The organism is Flavobacterium ammonificans (assembly GCF_020886115.1).
Taxonomy (GTDB): domain Bacteria; phylum Bacteroidota; class Bacteroidia; order Flavobacteriales; family Flavobacteriaceae; genus Flavobacterium; species Flavobacterium ammonificans.
On the sequence record NZ_AP025185.1, the window covers coordinates 2,326,838 to 2,345,629 of the forward strand.

Consider the following 18,792-nt stretch of genomic DNA (forward strand, 5'->3'; position numbering starts at 1 on the left):
TGTAAAGAAACGAATTTCTTTGAGATTATTTTTTCTTTGCATTTACTGCCGCAGCCACAAAATTCACAAAAATAGGATGTGGATTAGCTACTGTACTTTTGTATTCTGGGTGGTACTGTACTCCAATAAAAAACGGATGATCTTCAATTTCTACAATTTCAACCAAACCGGTTTGCGGATTAGTTCCTGAAGCCTTTAATCCCGCTTTCTCCAATTGGCTTAAATAAGCACTATTGAATTCATAACGGTGACGGTGACGTTCTGAAATAGAAGTGGCTCCATAAATTTTATGAGCCAATGTTCCTGGCTTAATGTCACAATTCCAAGCACCTAGACGCATAGTTCCACCTTTGTCTGTAACTGTTTTTTGCTCTTCCATTAAGTTCACCACAGGATTCAGCGTTTTCTCGTTCATCTCTGTTGAATTAGCATCGGCAAGACCCAATATATTTCTAGAATACTCGATTACCGACATTTGCATTCCTAAACAAATTCCAAAAAATGGGATTTTATTTTCTCTTACATAACGAACGGTTTCGATTTTTCCTTCAATTCCTCTTTCTCCAAAACCAGGTGCTACTAAAACAGCATCTAATCCACCTAATTTTTCATTAACATTCAATGCGTCAATATATTCAGAATGAAGGGAAATTACATTTACTTTGGTTTCGTTAGCTGCACCAGCATGAATAAAAGCTTCCAAAATAGATTTGTAACAATCCTGCATTTCTACATATTTCCCTACCAAACCAATATTGACAGTATGTTTAGGGCTTTTTAATCGCTTTAAAAAAGTATTCCAATTTTTTAAATCGGGAGCTGCTTTTTTAGGTAAATCTAGTTTTTTCAAGGCAACAACATCCAACCCTTCTTCTAACATTAAGTTAGGTACTTCATAAATAGTTGAAGCATCAATTGATTGAATAACCGCTTCTCTTTTTACATTACAAAACAAGGCTAATTTGTTGCGGATTTCGTCCGAAATCTCGTGTTCAGTTCTACAAACTAAGATGTCCGCTTTGATTCCGCTTTCCATCAAGGTTTTTACTGAGTGCTGGGTTGGTTTTGTTTTCAATTCTCCGGCTGCAGCCAAATACGGCACTAATGTCAAATGAATCACAATTCCGTTATTTTCTCCCAATTCCCAAACCAATTGACGTACCGATTCGATATAAGGTAATGACTCAATATCACCCACAGTACCACCAATTTCAGTAATGACAATATCATAATCGCCTGATTTACCAAGCAATTGCATTCTGTCTTTAATTTCATTGGTGATATGAGGAACTACCTGAACGGTTTTCCCTAAAAATTCTCCTCTACGTTCTTTTTCAATTACAGAAAGATATATTCTACCAGTGGTTACATTATTCGCTTGAGAAGTTGGAACATTTAAGAACCTTTCGTAATGACCTAAATCCAAATCGGTTTCTGCACCATCATCAGTAACATAACATTCACCGTGTTCATAAGGATTCAATGTTCCTGGATCCACATTAATATACGGATCAAACTTTTGAATAGTTGTTCTGTATCCTCTTGCTTGTAATAATTTCGCCAATGAGGCCGCGATAATACCCTTCCCTAAAGAAGAAGTAACACCGCCAGTAACAAAAATATATTTCGTTTGATTCATTCTGTATTAGTTTGTATTGTAGTTGTGTAAAAAACGGAGCAAAAATACAATTATATATTGAGAAAATACGAATTTAAAATTGTGAAAATAGGAAATTTTCAATAAAATTAGACTGCTTTGAAAATGCTCTTTATATGTCTTTTTCTATTTAACGGGTTTAGGATATTGCTTTTTAATATTTCGAATTAAGTCTTCTAATCCGTTTAATTTTAGTTCATAAACTAATTGCAATTGTTGACCTAATTCGCCTTTTGGAAATCCCTTGTTATTGTACCAAACCACATAAAATTCGGGTAAATCGATCAAATGCCAACCTTCATATTTTCCAAAAGGCATTTTAGTATGTGCCAGTTTGATTAATTGTTTTTGATCGTTTTCCATTTCAGTTTACTTTGCCACTTTAACTTTCAAATCGGCATCGTAATATAAAATATAAGTACCCTTATTTGCATATCCACCATTTTCTGTTTTGACGTATTCAAACTTACTCTCTACTTGTTCAGTAGATTGAATCGAAAGACTGTCTAAAAAAGAGGTGGTTTGAGACAAACGCATCAAGGTATCGAAAGTGACATCGAAGCCCCGAATGGCGAAAACACTTGGAGTAATTTTATTTTCTGCTTTATATGTATTTTCAAATAACATAGCTTCGGCCGAGTCATTTTCTCTACTCATTGATGGATACAACAACTTTAATTTGATTAAACTTTCAAATTCAATTTCGTCAGTATCCAATGTTTCATTAGGTTCCAAAATCACTAATTGCACATTGTAAAAAGGTTGCACACTCAACAAAGCAGTTAAGGTGGCTTTAATCATACTGGTATTCGCAGTTTCCATAACCACATAATTGATTTTATTTTTTACCAATTGCGATTTTAAACTACCCACATTCAAAGCTCCATTTGGATCTAAAGCCGCAAAGCGAACGTCTTTTTGATTCTCTGCTATATATTTTTTTACAGATACTTTCTTCTTATCTACTACTGCAATCACATTTCCATTTTTGGAACGCATAAAATCAAAAATAGCAGCTCTAATTATATTGGAAGAGGTAATGGTTTGAACCAAATTAGGAAATGATTTTCCAACTTCTTTTGACAAAGGAGAAATCACTGCCACTTGAGATGCCGATAATAACTCCGCCGTTTTCTCAATATTTGCTTGATAAAAAGGACCGATAACTGCTGAAAAAGTATCTAGCCGATTGTCGTTAATAAGTTTGGCTATATTGGAGCTGGTTTTGGTTTCTTCCGAATCAAAAACACTTACATCTATTGAAATTCCTAACTTTTTAATCGAATCAATAGCTAGTATTGCACCCGAATAAAAATCCAAAGTCATATTCAAAAATTTATCTTTCTTCAAACGATCTGCAAAAGTATTAACCGTGTCATTTTGTACCTTAGTCAAATTAAAAGGCAGTAGCAATGCTACCTTTTTCGATTGATTAATCGAGGGTTTCTCTAACTGTAATGTGTTACTTTGATTTTGAGTTGTCGTAATTTCTTGCGCAACAATTCCGTTGACAAACAAAAGCGCACCAATAAGTATTTTAAAATAACAGTTCATTTTTTTCTTTATTAACCGATTCCTTTATAACAATCGAACGGTATCAAATTTAGGATAAAATCTGATACCGTTTCAATTAAAACGTTCAATTTAAGTACTAATTATTCCCACTCAATTGTGGCAGGTGGTTTTGAACTAATGTCATACACCACACGATTTACTCCTTTTACTTTATTAATGATTTCGTTAGAAATTTTCATCAAGAAATCATAGGGTAAGTGTACCCAATCTGCCGTCATTCCATCAGTAGATTCCACAGCACGAAGCGCCACTACTTTTTCGTACGTACGCTCATCACCCATAACCCCTACACTGTTTACTGGCAACAAGATAGCTCCTGCTTGCCAAACTTTATCATACAATCCCCAAGATTTCAATCCTTCAATAAATACAGCATCAACATCTTGTAAAATTTGTACTTTTTCTGGTGTAATATCTCCTAAGATTCGGATAGATAAACCTGGACCTGGGAAAGGATGTCTCCCTAATAATTCTGGATCAATTCCTAAAGTAGCACCTACTCTACGCACCTCATCTTTGAAAAGCATACGCAAAGGTTCTACAATTTGTAATTTCATATAATCAGGTAAACCACCCACATTGTGGTGCGATTTAATGGTTGCTGATGGTCCTTTTACAGAAACCGACTCAATTACGTCAGGATAAATAGTTCCTTGCGCCAACCATTTTACATCTTCAATTAAATGCGATTCATCATCAAAAACTTCGATAAAAACACGTCCAATGATTTTACGTTTGGTTTCTGGATCACTTACTCCTGCCAACTCAGACAAGAAACGATCTCCAGCATCTACTCCTTTAACATTCAATCCCATTCCTTTGTATTGATTCAATACACTTTGAAATTCGTTTTTACGAAGTAAACCGTTATTAACAAAAATACAATATAAGTTTTTACCGATAGCTTGGTGCAATAATACTGCCGCAACGGTTGAATCAACTCCACCAGAAAGACCCAAAACCACTTTGTCGTCTTGAAGTTTTTCTTTCAATTCGGCTACCATATCGGTAACAAAAGCGTTTGGTGTAAAGTTTTGAGGCACCTCAGCAATATGAACTAAAAAGTTCTCTAACATTTTAGTCCCCTCGGAAGAATGATACACTTCTGGGTGGTATTGGATTGCATAGGTAGTTTCGCCTTCTATTCGGTAGGCAGCAAATTCTACATCGTGTGTACTCGCTAATTTAACTCCGTTAGTAGGCAGCGCTTTAATGCTATCACTATGGCTCATCCAAACTTGACTGTTTGGAGAAATTCCTTGAAAGAAAATTTCATCTTCTTTTATATAGGATAGATTCGCCCTTCCGTATTCTCTCGTGTTGGAAGCAGCAACTTCTCCACCGCTAAAGTGAGCTAAATATTGCGCTCCGTAACATACTGCCAACAAAGGCAATTTACCTCTAATTTGAGACAAATCAGGATGAGGAGCATCCTCTGCACGAACAGAAAATGGACTTCCACCTAAAATTACGGCTTTGTAAGGTGATAAATCTGTTGGAAAATTGTTGTAAGGAAAAATTTCGCAGAATATATTTAATTCGCGAACTCTACGCGCAATAAGCTGTGTGTATTGCGATCCGAAATCTAAAATAAGTACGTTGTGTTGCATGCGCAAAAATACTTTTAAAATTCGGAATTGAAAAATGGATTTTGAAAAAAATAGCTTTTTATTCTTTAACCAATAAAATCGTTGCTTTAAAGCCTGTCCCAAGGTTCCATTGGCTTGCCGATATCAAACTTCCTTTGTCGTCATAGACTCTAAATTCAGCTGTATTAGGGCCCGAAGTTCCTTGATTTAATGCTTCAAAATCAATTTTGTTAAACCCTTTTTCCAATACAATTTCAAACCCTTTAAAAACACCTTCAAGTGTCACTTGGCTTTCTATAATTTTATCATTCAAATAAACTCGAATAACATCTCCATCAACATATTCAGCATCTCTATACATCACTCTAGCTTTATCTGCTTTGGTTTTAAAATCTCCTAAATTTTGATTTCTTCTGTATATGATAGCGCCTGGATCATCTTCTTTTTTATTCAAACGCGCTTCTACTTCCCCGCCTGGCTTAATAAATTCATTTTTTTGAATCATAGAAAAACCATTGGTTTGTCCTAACTGATAGGATTTTGCAGGCGCTGGTTTAGTAAATTGTGCCTCTGGACTATTAAAAACATTAGGGGCTTTAATAGATGGAATATCAGAGTTAGCTGGAGTAGTTTTTTTGGGCTCAGGCAATTTTTTCTGTGCAATTGGAAATTTTACTGCAGGGATAGCTTTGAACTTAGTAGAAAACTCGCTTTGAGCTTGTACTTGATATGTCCATCCAAAAATTACAATAAAAAAAAATAATTGTTTCATTATACCTTGCACTGCTATTACTTCAATACACAAAAATAGTATAAATACTTTTTATGCCTAACGTATTTGAAATTTCTTAACAAAATACTGTTCAATTCTAAAGGAATAATTAAAGTAGGATGCGTTCAAAGCTTGAATACAAAAAATGAATTCTAAGTTTAGTTGGATTGTTTTTTAAAATCAAAAATAAATGATTCCAGAATTTAACCTATTTTTGAGCCACAATAAAAATGCTAATGCAAAATATATCCCTACAAAAAATAGTACGCATTTCCTTTCAATGGATGGTTATATGTGCTTTGATAGGACTATTTTCTGGTTCGGCATCTGCTTTATTTTTAGTAGTATTAGAATGGGTTACCCAAATTAGAGAATACAATAACTGGATCATTTGGTTATTGCCACTTGGTGGCTTACTCATTGGTTTAGTATATCATTATTATGGGGCTTCAGTAGTAAAAGGCAACAATTTGCTTTTAGAAGAATACGAAAATCCGCAGCAACCCATCCCGTTCAAAATGGCGCCTTTGGTTCTCATTGGCACTTTAATTACTCATTTAGTGGGAGGTTCGGCTGGACGCGAAGGAACGGCAGTACAAATGGGTGGAGCCATTGCCGACCAATTTTCGAACTGGTTTAAATTGGATCAAAACGATCGAAAAACAATTCTTATTTTAGGCATTAGCGCCGGATTTGCTTCCGTTTTTGGAACACCTTTGGCCGGGGCTTTATTTGCTCTAGAAATAGTGTATTTCAGTAAAATCAATCTTAAAAGTGTGTTTTTGTCTTTTGCGGTAGCTTATGCTGCCTATTATACAGTAGAGTTGTGGCAAGTGACACACACACATTACAGTATTCCTATTTTAGCCGAATTAAATGGTACCAATTTACTTTGGACTATTGGAGTCGGAATTATTTTTGGCTTAGCGGCTTTGTTATTTTCTAGATCAGCTCATTTTTGGAGCCATTTATTTTCAAAATACATTCAATATGCTCCGATTCGACCTTTAATTGGAGGTACTATTTTAGCGATTATCCTTTTTTTCATCGGAACCACAAAATACATTGGTTTAGGAATTCCAGAAATAGTGAAAGCCTTTTCAACACCTAATGATTCCTATGATTTTCTTTTAAAAATACTATTTACCGGTTTTACATTAGGAGCTGGTTTTAAAGGAGGCGAAGTAACTCCGCTGTTCTTCATAGGAGCTACTTTAGGAAGCGCTTTATCTGTTGTTGTTCCTTTACCAATAGCACTTATAGTAGGTATGGGGTTTGTTGCTGTTTTTTCTGGGGCAACCCATACTCCTATTGCTTGTACTGTTATGGGAATGGAATTGTTTGGAATTGAAAGCGGAATTTTTATTGGAATTGCTTGTGTTGTAGCTTATTTTTCTTCAGGTTCTGTTGGAATTTACTCTTCGCAAATTGTGAAAGGACCTAAATACCATTTGTACCAAAAAATCAATCGCTAGGATTTGAAGTTCATCAATTGGGTTGTCAGACTAAATTTCCACAAGTTTGGAATTTAAATTTTTACCGCAAATTCGCAAATTTAAAAACATTTGTAATCTGAAAAATTTGCGAATTTGCGGTGGTACAATTTTTAGAAGCTAGAAGTGAAAAGCACTAAAGTCCAAATTTTAAACTATAAAACTACTTTCGATTAGACTTCTAGAATTGTGAATAATAGGTTAATTATTTAAATGATTTTCCGTTTAAATTAAAAAAATGTAATTTCGCATTCTATGAAAAAAGAAGACATTCAAGCCATTCAGGAACTATTATCTAGTCCGAAAAAAATTGCGATAATTCCACACCGTGGTCCTGATGGTGATGCTATGGGATCTACTTTAGGTTTATACCATTTTTTACTTAAAAACAACCACCAACCTACTGTAATTTCACCTAATGAAATGCCTTACTTTTTAGAGTGGCTTCCGGGAGCTAATTCGGTTAAAGTATTCGAAAAAGACAAAGCGGTTTGCACCCAAATTTTGCAAGAAGCTGAAATCATTTTTACCCTTGACTTTAATGCTTTGCATCGTACTGGAGAAATGGAAAATGTGTTGAACCAACTTTCAGCTCCGTATATCATGATTGACCACCATCAATTTCCACATGATTATGCTACTTACACTTATTCTGACACCAATTTTGGTTCAACCTGTGAAATGGTGTACAACTTCATTTCGTTTTTAGGTAAAAAAGCTGATATTGATCAAACCATAGGAACTTGTATTTATACTGGAATTTTAACCGATTCAGGTTCGTTCCGTTTTCCGAAAACAACAGGGACTACTCATAGAATCATTGCAGAATTGATAGAGTTAGGAGTTAAAAATACTGAAATTCCCAATTTACTTTTTGACAACAGTTCTTTTGGGCGTTTGCAAATTTTAGGTCGTGCATTACAAAATATGAAAGTATTTACTGAGCATAAAACAGCATATACCTATTTGACGCAAGATGAATTGGATTCCTTTGACCATATAAAAGGAGATACAGAAGGAATTGTTAATTACGGGTTAAGTATCAAAGGAATTATTTTTTCTGCTATTTTTATTGAAAATAAAGACGAAAAAATTATTAAAATATCGTTTCGTTCTCAAGGAGATTTTGATGTCAATCAATTTTCTAGAGATCATTTCAATGGAGGAGGACATATCAATGCAGCTGGAGGAAAATCAGAAAATTCGATGGAAGACACTATTCGAAAATTTGAAGAATTAGTCAAAAACTTAGCCGTCTAAATCATGAGAAAATTTATCTATACATCAGCAATAACTATTCTTTTTGTGCTTTCTAGTTGCCAAAAGAGCCAAGTAGCAAGAAAACCTATTTCGCAAAGCTCCGGTTCATTTATGAAAGAATCTGTGGATCGAAATAAAAAATTAATTGCAGGAGAAGAAGCTGAAATTGCTAGAGTAATTCGTCAAAACAAAAAAGTGAAATTTATTGCCTCGCCTAAAGGCTATTGGTATGCTTACGCAACAGTAAATACAAAAGATAGCTTAACTCCTAAAAAAGGCGATGTGGCTTTATTTGACTATGAAGTTAAAGATTTAAAAGGGCGAATTATTTATTCCAAAAACGAATTGGGGCCTCAAACTTATTTTGTTGATAAACAAAACATCATGGCTGGGCTTCGAGAGGGAATTAAATTAATGCACCGTAAGGAAAAGATAAACTTTCTATTTACGTCGCATATCGCATACGGATATCATGGAGATAATAACAAAATTGGAACTAACAAACCTCTATTATGTATTGTTACCCTCCGTGATTTTATGTCGGAAGTTGATTATGATAAAAAAATGAAAGCCACTACTAATCCAGTTTCGAAAATTCAAAATGATTCTGTAACTAACTAATATTTGAAATGAAAAAAAGAGTTCTATTAGCTTTAGCTTTAATTGTCTCGTTATATTCTTGTAAAGAGGATAACAATAATTTACCAGATGGCTTATTTGCCAAAATTGAAACTAATAAAGGAGAAATCATTGTTCAATTAGATTATGAAAAAGCGCCCATTACAGTTGCTAACTTTGTAACACTAGCGGAAGGTAAAAATGAATTTGTTACCAATGAAAACATCAAAAACCGACCTTTTTATGATGGATTGAAATTTCACAGAGTGATTGAAAACTTTATGATTCAGGGAGGAGATCCAATAGGAACAGGTTCTGGTGATGCAGGTTATAAATTCAAAGATGAAATCACAGACGCTCGATTTGATAAAGCAGGTGTTTTAGCCATGGCGAATAACGGTCCAGCTACTAATAGCAGTCAGTTTTTTATAACGCATCTTGAAACACCTTGGCTAGATGGAAAGCATACTATTTTTGGTCATGTAGTAGGTAATGGAATGGAAGCCGTAAACAAAATTCTTCAAGATGATTACATGAGTAAAGTAACCATTATTCGTAATGGAGATGCCGCTAAAAAGTTTGATGCGGTTAAAGTGTTTCACAATTATTTTATTACAGAAGCCGAAAACCAAAAAAAACAAGCCGCAATTGATGCTGAAAACAAACGTATCTTTAATGAAAAGTACAAAACCGTCATTGATGCTAAAGTAAAATACTTTGCTGCACTGAAAGCCAAAGCAACTAAAACTAAATCAGGCTTAGAATTTGTTATCACTAAAAAAAGTGGAGGAGCTAAACCTAAGGTTGGAACTGGAATTTTTATTCATTATGCTGGTTTTTTAGAAAATGGGACATTGTTTGACAGCAGTATCGATGGTGTGTGCAAAACCTTTGGTACTTTTGATCCTAATAGAGCAGCTCAAAACGGCTACCAACCTATTCCTTTTCAAGCGGGTAAAAAAGATGGTATGATTCCTGGTTTTATTGAAGGAATTGAGCAACTTTCTTTCGGAGATAAAGCAGTCATATTTATCCCATCAAAATTAGGATACGGAGAGTCAGGTGCAGGAGGAGTAATTCCACCTAATGCGAATCTTATTTTTGAAATTGAGTTAGTAAAAGCACAATAATTAAATTATAAAGAAATGAAATTAAAATTAATAGCATTCTTATTATTAGGAATCATCAGTGTGCAAGCACAAAAATTTAAAAAAGGACTACCAACTAAAAAACCAGCTATTTCTCAAGTAGCTGCACCAAAATCAATAGTTGGAATTTTTGCCAATATTGTTACTACTAAAGGAACTATAGTTGTCCAATTGGAATACCAAAAAACTCCAGTTACTGTTGCAAATTTTATAAGCTTAGCAGAAGGTAAAAATCCTTTTGTAACAAATGAAAAATTAAAAGGAAAACCATTTTATGATGGGTTGAAATTCCACCGAGTACTTAAAGATTTCATGATTCAAGGGGGCGATCCTGCTGGCAATGGGTCAGGTGGTCCTGGCTATGCTTTTAAAGATGAATTTACTGATTTAAAACACGATAAAGGAGGTATTCTTTCAATGGCCAATTCTGGTCCCGCTTCTAACGGTAGTCAGTTTTTTATTACACATAAAGACACCCCTTGGTTAGATGGTGTTCACACTGTTTTTGGTCATGTTACACAAGGTATGGAGGTTGTAAACAAAATAGAACAAAATGACGTTATACTTAAAGTAACCATCGCTAGAAAAGGGATTTTGGCTACTAAATTTAATGCTGTTAAAATCTTCTCAGATTATTATGCCAACAAAGCAGAAGACGCTAAAAAACAAGCCGCAATTGACGCTGAAAACAAAGCCAAACAAGCTGCCATTCAAGCAGAAAACAAAAGGGTTTATCTGGAAAAATATGGTCCAGTTATCAAAGAAAAGGCTGCATTTTTAGCAGCTACAAAAGCAACAGCTACAACAACAGCTTCAGGATTACAATATGCTCTTTTACAAAAAGGATCTGATGTAAAGCCTGTGGATGGAAGTACTATTTATTTTAAATATGCAGGGTATTTTGAAGATGGTACTGTATTTGACACTAACTTCGAAGACGTAGCAAAAGCTTATGGACAATTCAATCAAACACGCGCTGATCAAAATGGCTACCAAGGTTTTCCTTTTCAGGCAGGTAAGAAAGATGGAATGATTCCTGGGTTTTTAGAAGGATTAAGCTTGATGAATATAGGAGATAGAATACTATTGTTCCTTCCTTCTAAATTAGGATATGGCGAAAGAGGTGCTGGAGGTGTCATTCCGCCCAATACCAATTTAGTTTTTGAATTGGAAATTACAGACAAAGCTCCTGTTGCAAAAAAATAATTGATCTAGTAATAAAAAAATCCTCAACAATGTTGAGGATTTTTTTATTGCATTTTATATAAATTGCTTTCCAAATTTCCAATCAAACTCATCTTTCGCATTAATGATGGCTCCGATTTCAAACTTAACTACTTCTTCAAATTCAGTTTGAAAAATAATCCAATTTTCTTCGTTGAAATAGTTTTCAAACGTATCAAATTCTTCTTGAGTGAATTTGGTAATATTTTTTGCTACCAAATCATTCTTAACTTCAGATATCTTTTTACCGATAATCGTATTCCCAAATAATTCCAAATCAGCGCCAGAAGCTACAATATATCCCAATTTAAAATCTTCCTCTTGGTAGAACGTTAAACGTGATTTTAGTTTATTGTATACCAAAATTTGATTCTCATCTTCGTCTTTGTAATTGCGGTCAGGTTTCCCATAAATTGCTTCCACATCTTTTTGTTTCATACCAAAAAGCAACTTATCGATTCCGTTTTTTAGATTGATTTTCATAATTAAAATATTGTTTTTACACCTTTATTAAGGCTATTCATTCATCTCGTCAAAACGAATCGGAACTTGAGGATCGTAACATGGACATTTGAATTCTTCCATCGTAGCAGCTAATAATTCCATTGTTTTTCCTTCGGTTCCATAACAGTCAATCTGAATACTTTGCGAAGTTGTCTTTACCTGAAAAGCGCCTTTTCCATTTGGATTTTTCCAACTATTATCGTCTACTTTTTCCCAACTAGAAAAAACACTGCCAATACGATTTAATATCACAGTTACTGGAAGTTCTTCTAAACCCTCCACCATTTCTTGTTCTACCAATGATTCGTATACCAATTGATGGTTCAAGTAAAATCCCTCCTGATATTGCCAAAATACTAATTCGTACATTTAAATAGTTTAAAAGTTTGTGTTTTATTAGTTTAGAAATGAGAAACTAAGATTAGTACTCAAAAGTACCGTATTCGCTAGAAATCGTCAATTTTTTAGTATCTGAAGCTTCCACTCTACCCACAATTTGGGCATCTACATTAAACGATTTTGAAATCGCTATAATATCTTGAGCTACTGCTTCTGGAACATACAATTCCATTCGGTGACCACAGTTGAAAACTTGGTACATTTCTTTCCAATCTGTTTTGGATTGCTCTTGAATCAATTGAAACAAAGGTGGTACCGGAAACAAATTGTCTTTTATTATGTGTAGATTATTTACAAAATGTAAAATTTTAGTTTGCGCTCCACCACTGCAATGCACCATTCCGTGGATCTCTTTTGAAGAATAGTTATCTAAAATTTTCTTGATAATTGGCGCATAGGTTCTTGTTGGCGAAAGCACTAATTGACCAGCATCAATTGGTGAATTTTCCACCGCGTCAGTTAAGTTTACTTGACCTGAATAAATTAATTCTTTAGGAACTGCAGCGTCAAAACTCTCTGGGTATTTTTGTGCCAAATAGTTGCCAAACACATCGTGACGTGCCGAAGTCAAACCATTACTTCCCATTCCGCCATTGTAACTTTTCTCGTAAGTGGCTTGTCCAAAAGAGGCTAAACCTACAATTACATCACCTGCTTGAATATTGGCATTGTCAATTACTTTGGCTCTTGGCATTCTTGCCGTAACTGTTGAATCTACAATAATAGTTCGAACTAAATCCCCTACATCAGCCGTTTCACCACCTGTAGAATGAATTGTAACTCCAAAAGAATCCAATTCTTTGATCAATTCTTCTGTTCCATTGATAATGGCCGAAATTACCTCAGCAGTAATTAGATTTTTATTTCTTCCAATAGTAGAAGAAAGTAAAATATTATCGGTCGCTCCCACACACAACAAGTCGTCAATATTCATAATCAACGCATCTTGCGCAATGCCTTTCCAAACTGAAATATCGCCCGTTTCTTTCCAATACATATAAGCCAAAGACGATTTAGTACCCGCTCCATCAGCGTGCATAATCAAACAGTAATTTTCATCTTGGGTTAAGTAATCCGGAACGATTTTACAAAAAGCTTGAGGAAACAAACCTTTATCTATATTTTTAATTGCATTATGCACATCTTCTTTGGATGCCGAAACACCGCGTTGTGCATATCTTTTTGAAGTATCTGAACTCATGTAGTTAGTTGTGTGTCGTCTGCCTTTCGGCAAAATGTATTTTGGGCAAAGATAATTATTTTTTTGGCTTTTGCCTAAGCAGAAATTGAGTGTAATTTTTCTATTTATCATTCCATAAAAAAGCCGCTTCAATGAAACGGCTTTTCTTAAAATAGTACTGAAAATAATTATTTGGTAAACAACAGCTCTCTGTATTTAGTCAATGTCCATAATTCATTATCAACTAATAATTCCAACTTATCACAATGGTTTCTAATGACATCAAAATAAGGTTTAACTTTATTACAATAGGCTTCAGCCATAGCTTGAGCATCTGATAACTGGTTCGCTTTTTTTCTTTCGTTGGTCATCTCTTCTACCTTAGTATTGATTCCTTCGATATGCGCCGAAATTTGTTTGATAATCGAGATTTGTTCTTTCGAAACACTTTCGAAATCTTTCCCGAAAATTTCTTTCAATCCGCGTACATTCTCAATCAAATTATTTTGGTAACGAATAGCCGTCGGAATCACATGGTTGCGAGCAATATCTCCTAAAACTCGACCCTCAATTTGGATTTTTTTAGTATACTCTTCCAATTCAATTTCGTATCGTGCCTCAACTTCGATATGATTCATAATTCCTAATTCAGAAAATAAATCTAATGATTGCTTCGATGCTCTCGCTTTTAAGGCTTCTGGAGTTGTTTTGAAATTACTCAAACCTCTTTTAGCCGCTTCTTTTTCCCAAGCTTCACTGTATCCATCTCCCTCAAACAAGATTTTCTTAGACTGTTTGATATATTCTCTTAATACATTAAAAATAGCATCGTCTTTTTTCATGCCTTTTTCCTCAATCAAGGTATCTACCTCAATTTTAAATTGTCGCAATTGTTTTGCTACAATAGCATTTAAGGTAGTCATCGCATTGGAACAATTAGCAGACGATCCCACCGCTCTAAATTCAAACTTATTTCCAGTAAAGGCAAATGGTGACGTTCTATTTCTATCGGTATTATCCAACATTAAGTCAGGAATTTTACCCACAACATTCAATTTTAAATCAGTTTTTTCTTCAGGAGATAATTTTCCTGTAGTAACTCCTTCTAACTCAGCTAAAACTTTAGTCAAAGAATCACCAATAAATACTGAAATAATTGCTGGTGGAGCCTCATTAGCACCAAGTCTGTGATCGTTACTTGCTGAAGCGATAGAAGCTCTTAGTAATGATTCATTATCGTTTACCGCTTTAATAGTATTGATAAAGAAAGTTAAAAACTGCAAATTACTCATTGGAGTTTTACTTGGACTCAATAAATTAACACCCGTATCGGTAGCCAATGACCAGTTGTTATGTTTTCCAGAGCCATTCACGCCTTTAAAAGGTTTTTCATGAAATAGTACTTTAAAATCATGACGTTCGGCTACTTTTTCCATCACATCCATTAACAAACAGTTGTGATCGACAGCCAAATTAGTTTCTTCAAAAATTGGTGCCAATTCAAATTGGTTTGGCGCCACTTCATTATGACGTGTTTTAACTGGAATTCCAAGCAACATACATTCTTGTTCCAAATCTCTCATATAAGTTAACGCACGAGTTGGAATAGATCCAAAATAGTGGTCATCCAATTGCTGACCTTTAGCAGATGTGTGTCCTAATAAAGTTCTACCTGTCATCATCAAATCCGGGCGAGATTTAGCCAGAGAACGATCAATTAAAAAATATTCTTGCTCCCACCCTAAAGTAGCAGTAACTTTTTTTACATTCTTATCAAAATACTTACACACCTCAGTGGCCGCATCATCCATAACGGTTAATGCTCGTAACAAAGGTGTTTTATAATCCAATGCTTCTCCCGTGTAAGAGATAAAAACAGTTGGTATACATAACGTAGTTCCAAAAATAAAAGCTGGTGAAGTTGGATCCCAGGCGGTATATCCTCTCGCTTCAAAAGTATTTCTAATTCCGCCGTTAGGAAAACTAGACGCATCTGGTTCTTGTTGTACCAATTGCGAACCACCAAACTTTTCGACAGGATCACTTCCATCGTATGAAGTTTCAAAAAAAGCATCATGCTTTTCAGCAGTAGTCCCTGTTAAAGGTTGGAACCAATGCGTATAATGAGTTACTCCTTTAGACAAAGCCCATTCTTTCATTCCCATAGCTACATAATCAGCTATTTTTCTGTCTATTTTAGTGCCGTGTTGAATTGCTCCTTGCACCGCTTTATAAGCTTCTGAAGTTAAATACTGCTTCATTGCTTTGGAATTAAATACATTGGAACCAAAAATTACTGATTTTTTTTCAGCTTCTTCAAATTGGAAAGGCTTTCGAGTAGATGCTTCTCTAAGCGCTTGAAAACGTAGTGTTGACATGTTTATAATTTTAAGTAATGAGAATTCTTTTTCACTTACATAGCAAATATAATAATATAATTTAAGTGATACAATTGCGAATTTATATTTTATTGCCATATAAAATTATATTTTTTAAAATATACCCCCCACTAAATTGAGGTTATGTGAAAAGTATATATTTAAAAAATAAAAAACACCCCCTTTTTTTTTACCACTTAAAAAAAATAATTAAATTTGCATCTACTTTAGAACAACACATTTAAATCAGATTATCATGGCAAAAATTAAATTAGAATACCTTTGGTTAGATGGATACGAACCAACACAGAACTTAAGAAGTAAAACAAAAGTTGAAGAACACGAGAATTTTCAAGGAACTTTAGCTGAACTAAGCAATTGGTCTTTTGACGGTTCGTCAACCAAGCAAGCTGAAGGTGGTTCTTCAGATTGTCTTTTAGTTCCTGTTGCTATTTATCCAGATCCAACGCGTGTTAATGGCTATTTAGTTATGTCAGAAGTTATGTATGCTGACGGTACGCCGCATCCTTCTAATGGTAGAGCAACTATCGACGACGAAGATGACGATTTCTGGTTTGGTTTTGAACAAGAATATTTCATCATGGATACTAAAACGTTATTGCCTTTAGGATTCCCTGTTGGAGGTTACCCTGCACCACAAGGTATGTACTACTGTTCTGTTGGTGGAAAAAATACTCACGGAAGAAAATTAGTTGAAGAGCATGCTGATTTATGTATTGCTGCTGGAATTAACTTCGAAGGAATTAACCAAGAAGTAGCTTGTGGACAATGGGAATTCCAATTGTTTGCTAAAGGAGCTAAAAAGGCAGGTGATGAAATTTGGGTTGCTAGATACTTATTAGATCGTTTGACAGAAAAATACGGTTACTATATTGAATACCACCCAAAACCTCTTGGTGACACTGATTGGAATGGTTCTGGTATGCACGCTAACTTCTCCAATACTGTTTTAAGAACTTGTGGAGATCAAGCTACTTATGAAAGAATCTGCGAGGCTTTCCGTCCTGTTACCAAAGAACACATAGCTGTTTATGGTGCTTACAACGACTTACGTTTAACAGGTAAACACGAAACTGCTTCAATCCACGATTTCTCATACGGAGTATCTGATAGAGGAGCTTCAATTCGTATTCCATTAATCACTGTTCAAAAAGGTTGGAAAGGTTGGTTAGAAGATAGAAGACCGGCTTCAAACGGAGACCCATACAAAATTGCTGCTAGAATTATCAAAACTGTTAAATCGGCTTTGTAATCTATTTCCAATTATATTAAAAAAGTGCCTTTCAAAAGAAGGCACTTTTTTTTGTGCTAAATTTTCAAACTCCTGTCTTTTAAAATCTTATAAAAACCTTATTTTTGTTTTTATGACAAATGCACTAAAATTATATATGGTTATGCTGGGATGTACTCCCAAAGGCCGTTTTACAGAACAACACGATATATTTTTCGGTATAGGAAATTCTCTCAAAGAATTAGTGCCGCACATGAAATCTTTTTGGCCTGAAGCCAAAGGCAAAATTCATATCGATGCATGGCGCGAAGTTACAACTGTAGATGGTTTTTCGATAACTATCGAACCTAAAAATGCATCAACAACTAAAGACCAATTATTCTTTATAAATCTAGGAGGGTACAAAGAAAATGAATTTGAAGAATACCATTATAAAACACTAGCAGTTGCCGAAAGTCTAGGGTTAGCCTCAAAAGTTGCCAAAGCAACTACTTTTTACAAACACTATAGTTTTGAAGGTGCCACCTCTCATATTGACGATAAGTACGGAATTGATGTAGACGAAATTTATAATGTAGCAGATATTTTAGCTCCCATTTTTAAAGACCATTATTCTTTAAAAATAACTCCAACAGAAGTTCCTTTACCAGAAGATGTTCAGCATATTGGCTATTTAAAAATAGACAAGATTGTATAAAATTAAAAAGACCTTTCAGTGAAAGGTCTTTTTTTTTTATTTTACAATAGATTGTTGATTGCCTCTAAGAATTTTATCGAAAAACAAAACATGATAAGGCAATGCATTTTCCCAATATTCCCATGTATGTGCACCTGGACGTTCCGTATAATCGTGAGGCACTTTTTGATACACCAATCGGCGATGTAATTCACGGTTGGTTTCAATTAAAAAATCATCCACACCACAATCTAAAATTAAAGGGAGTTGGTTGTTTTTCATTTTATCTACCATTCCTAAGACAGCATTGGAACTAAATAGATCAGGGGAAGGATTGATTCCAAAAACAGGTTCAATCAATTTTAAAATACCGTCTTTAGGTTCTCTATTTAACATCGTACTCATATCGGCAACTCCACTCATACTTCCTGCGGCACAAAATAAATCAGGATGCTTTGTTGCAAGCGATAGAGCACCATGTCCTCCCATAGAAAGCCCCGTAATTACACGTCCTTTTTTATCTTTAATTGTTCTGTAGCTAGCATCAATTTTTTGAATTACCTCTTGAGTGATATATGTTTCAAACTGGCTCCCCTTATTTACTGGACTATCCAAATAAAAACTAAAGGTTTCACCTTCGGGCATCACTATAATAATATTATATTGATCTGATAAATTTTGAATTAACGATTTATTTGGAGTTTTGGACAACCAATCAGAAAAATGACCATACGCTCCATGTAATAAATAGAGAACCGGAAAATTGGTTTTAGATTTAGCATACACATTAGGCAAAACTACTGCTGCTTTATAAGTTTTATTCATTGCCAAACTTGGTATTTGAAGCGTATCTACCACAGCAGCATGGGATACAATCACATTAAGCAAACATAATAAAAGGAATAAATAGATTTTTTTCATCTTATTTAATTTAGGTTTTAGATTAGACCTTTCCAAAAAATTCAAAAAGCAGTATAGCAATATGAAAATTTTGAACTGCAATTTACACTATTTTTAAAAGAGAAAGTACCATTGATTACTAATTCTAAAAAAGAGAGTAACATCCG

The 18,792-nt window shown here is 34.5% G+C and carries 17 protein-coding genes; 7 read left to right on the plus strand and 10 right to left on the minus strand.

The features are described 5' to 3' along the window. Positions 1-25: 25 nt before the first annotated feature. The 5 genes from LPC20_RS10380 to LPC20_RS10400 form a co-directional block, all read right to left on the minus strand. Positions 26-1,639, minus strand: a complete 1,614-nt coding sequence (locus LPC20_RS10380) for a CTP synthase (protein ID WP_229325137.1) — start codon at positions 1,637-1,639, stop codon at positions 26-28. Between the two features lie 144 nt (positions 1,640-1,783). Further along, entirely contained in the window at positions 1,784-2,020 is a 237-nt protein-coding gene (locus tag LPC20_RS10385) for a DUF3820 family protein (protein WP_229325139.1), read from the minus strand. A 6-nt stretch (positions 2,021-2,026) separates the two neighbouring features. After that, the gene (locus LPC20_RS10390) at positions 2,027-3,211 is read right to left on the minus strand and encodes a hypothetical protein (RefSeq protein ID WP_229325141.1); all 1,185 of its coding nucleotides are present in this window, start codon (positions 3,209-3,211) and stop codon (positions 2,027-2,029) included. Between the two features lie 101 nt (positions 3,212-3,312). Next, complete coding sequence (gene guaA, locus LPC20_RS10395; RefSeq protein WP_229325143.1) at positions 3,313-4,842, minus strand: glutamine-hydrolyzing GMP synthase; 1,530 nt, start codon at positions 4,840-4,842, stop codon at positions 3,313-3,315. 58 nt (positions 4,843-4,900) lie between these two features. Beyond that, positions 4,901-5,593, minus strand: coding sequence for a hypothetical protein (locus tag LPC20_RS10400; RefSeq protein WP_229325145.1), 693 nt, complete (start codon positions 5,591-5,593; stop codon positions 4,901-4,903). Positions 5,594-5,829: 236 nt separating this feature from the next. On the opposite strand from LPC20_RS10400, the gene LPC20_RS10405 reads away from it, so the two are divergent. The 5 genes from LPC20_RS10405 to LPC20_RS10425 all read left to right on the plus strand — a co-directional run bounded on the left by LPC20_RS10405 (position 5,830) and on the right by LPC20_RS10425 (position 11,318). After that, positions 5,830-7,068: a chloride channel protein gene (locus LPC20_RS10405; protein ID WP_229325147.1), complete on the plus strand. Its 1,239-nt coding sequence runs from the start codon at positions 5,830-5,832 to the stop codon at positions 7,066-7,068. Between the two features lie 273 nt (positions 7,069-7,341). After that, entirely contained in the window at positions 7,342-8,346 is a 1,005-nt protein-coding gene (locus tag LPC20_RS10410) for a DHH family phosphoesterase (protein ID WP_229325149.1), read from the plus strand. Between the two features lie 3 nt (positions 8,347-8,349). After that, positions 8,350-8,967: a gliding motility-associated peptidyl-prolyl isomerase GldI gene (gene gldI / locus LPC20_RS10415; protein WP_229325151.1), complete on the plus strand. Its 618-nt coding sequence runs from the start codon at positions 8,350-8,352 to the stop codon at positions 8,965-8,967. Between the two features lie 8 nt (positions 8,968-8,975). Continuing rightward, positions 8,976-10,094 (plus strand): peptidylprolyl isomerase, encoded by a 1,119-nt coding sequence (locus tag LPC20_RS10420; RefSeq protein WP_229325153.1) that lies wholly within the window; start codon positions 8,976-8,978, stop codon positions 10,092-10,094. 15 nt (positions 10,095-10,109) lie between these two features. Beyond that, positions 10,110-11,318, plus strand: a complete 1,209-nt coding sequence (locus tag LPC20_RS10425; protein WP_229325155.1) for a peptidylprolyl isomerase — start codon at positions 10,110-10,112, stop codon at positions 11,316-11,318. A gap of 54 nt (positions 11,319-11,372) precedes the next feature. On the opposite strand, the gene LPC20_RS10430 is transcribed toward LPC20_RS10425, so the two are convergent. From LPC20_RS10430 to LPC20_RS10445, 4 genes are all read right to left on the minus strand, one after another. Beyond that, positions 11,373-11,819, minus strand: coding sequence for a hypothetical protein (locus LPC20_RS10430; protein WP_229325157.1), 447 nt, complete (start codon positions 11,817-11,819; stop codon positions 11,373-11,375). A gap of 33 nt (positions 11,820-11,852) precedes the next feature. Beyond that, positions 11,853-12,209 carry a hypothetical protein gene (locus tag LPC20_RS10435; RefSeq protein WP_229325159.1) on the minus strand — a complete coding sequence of 119 codons (357 nt, stop codon included), beginning with the start codon at positions 12,207-12,209 and terminating at the stop codon, positions 11,853-11,855. A 52-nt stretch (positions 12,210-12,261) separates the two neighbouring features. Further along, positions 12,262-13,440, minus strand: a complete 1,179-nt coding sequence (locus tag LPC20_RS10440; RefSeq protein ID WP_229325161.1) for an AIR synthase related protein — start codon at positions 13,438-13,440, stop codon at positions 12,262-12,264. 167 nt (positions 13,441-13,607) lie between these two features. Next, a complete protein-coding gene (locus tag LPC20_RS10445; RefSeq protein WP_229325163.1) occupies positions 13,608-15,797 on the minus strand; it encodes a glutamine synthetase III family protein in 2,190 nt (729 codons plus the stop codon). 256 nt (positions 15,798-16,053) lie between these two features. Here LPC20_RS10445 and LPC20_RS10450 point away from each other — a divergent pair, with 256 nt between their 5' ends. Then, positions 16,054-17,070: a glutamine synthetase beta-grasp domain-containing protein gene (locus tag LPC20_RS10450; protein WP_229325165.1), complete on the plus strand. Its 1,017-nt coding sequence runs from the start codon at positions 16,054-16,056 to the stop codon at positions 17,068-17,070. Positions 17,071-17,182: 112 nt separating this feature from the next. Beyond that, positions 17,183-17,746, plus strand: coding sequence for a DUF1543 domain-containing protein (locus tag LPC20_RS10455; RefSeq protein ID WP_229325167.1), 564 nt, complete (start codon positions 17,183-17,185; stop codon positions 17,744-17,746). Between the two features lie 36 nt (positions 17,747-17,782). Here the strand turns inward: LPC20_RS10455 and LPC20_RS10460 are convergent, their stop codons facing one another. Further along, positions 17,783-18,646, minus strand: coding sequence for an alpha/beta hydrolase (locus tag LPC20_RS10460; RefSeq protein WP_229325169.1), 864 nt, complete (start codon positions 18,644-18,646; stop codon positions 17,783-17,785). Between the last annotated feature and the right edge of the window lie 146 nt (positions 18,647-18,792).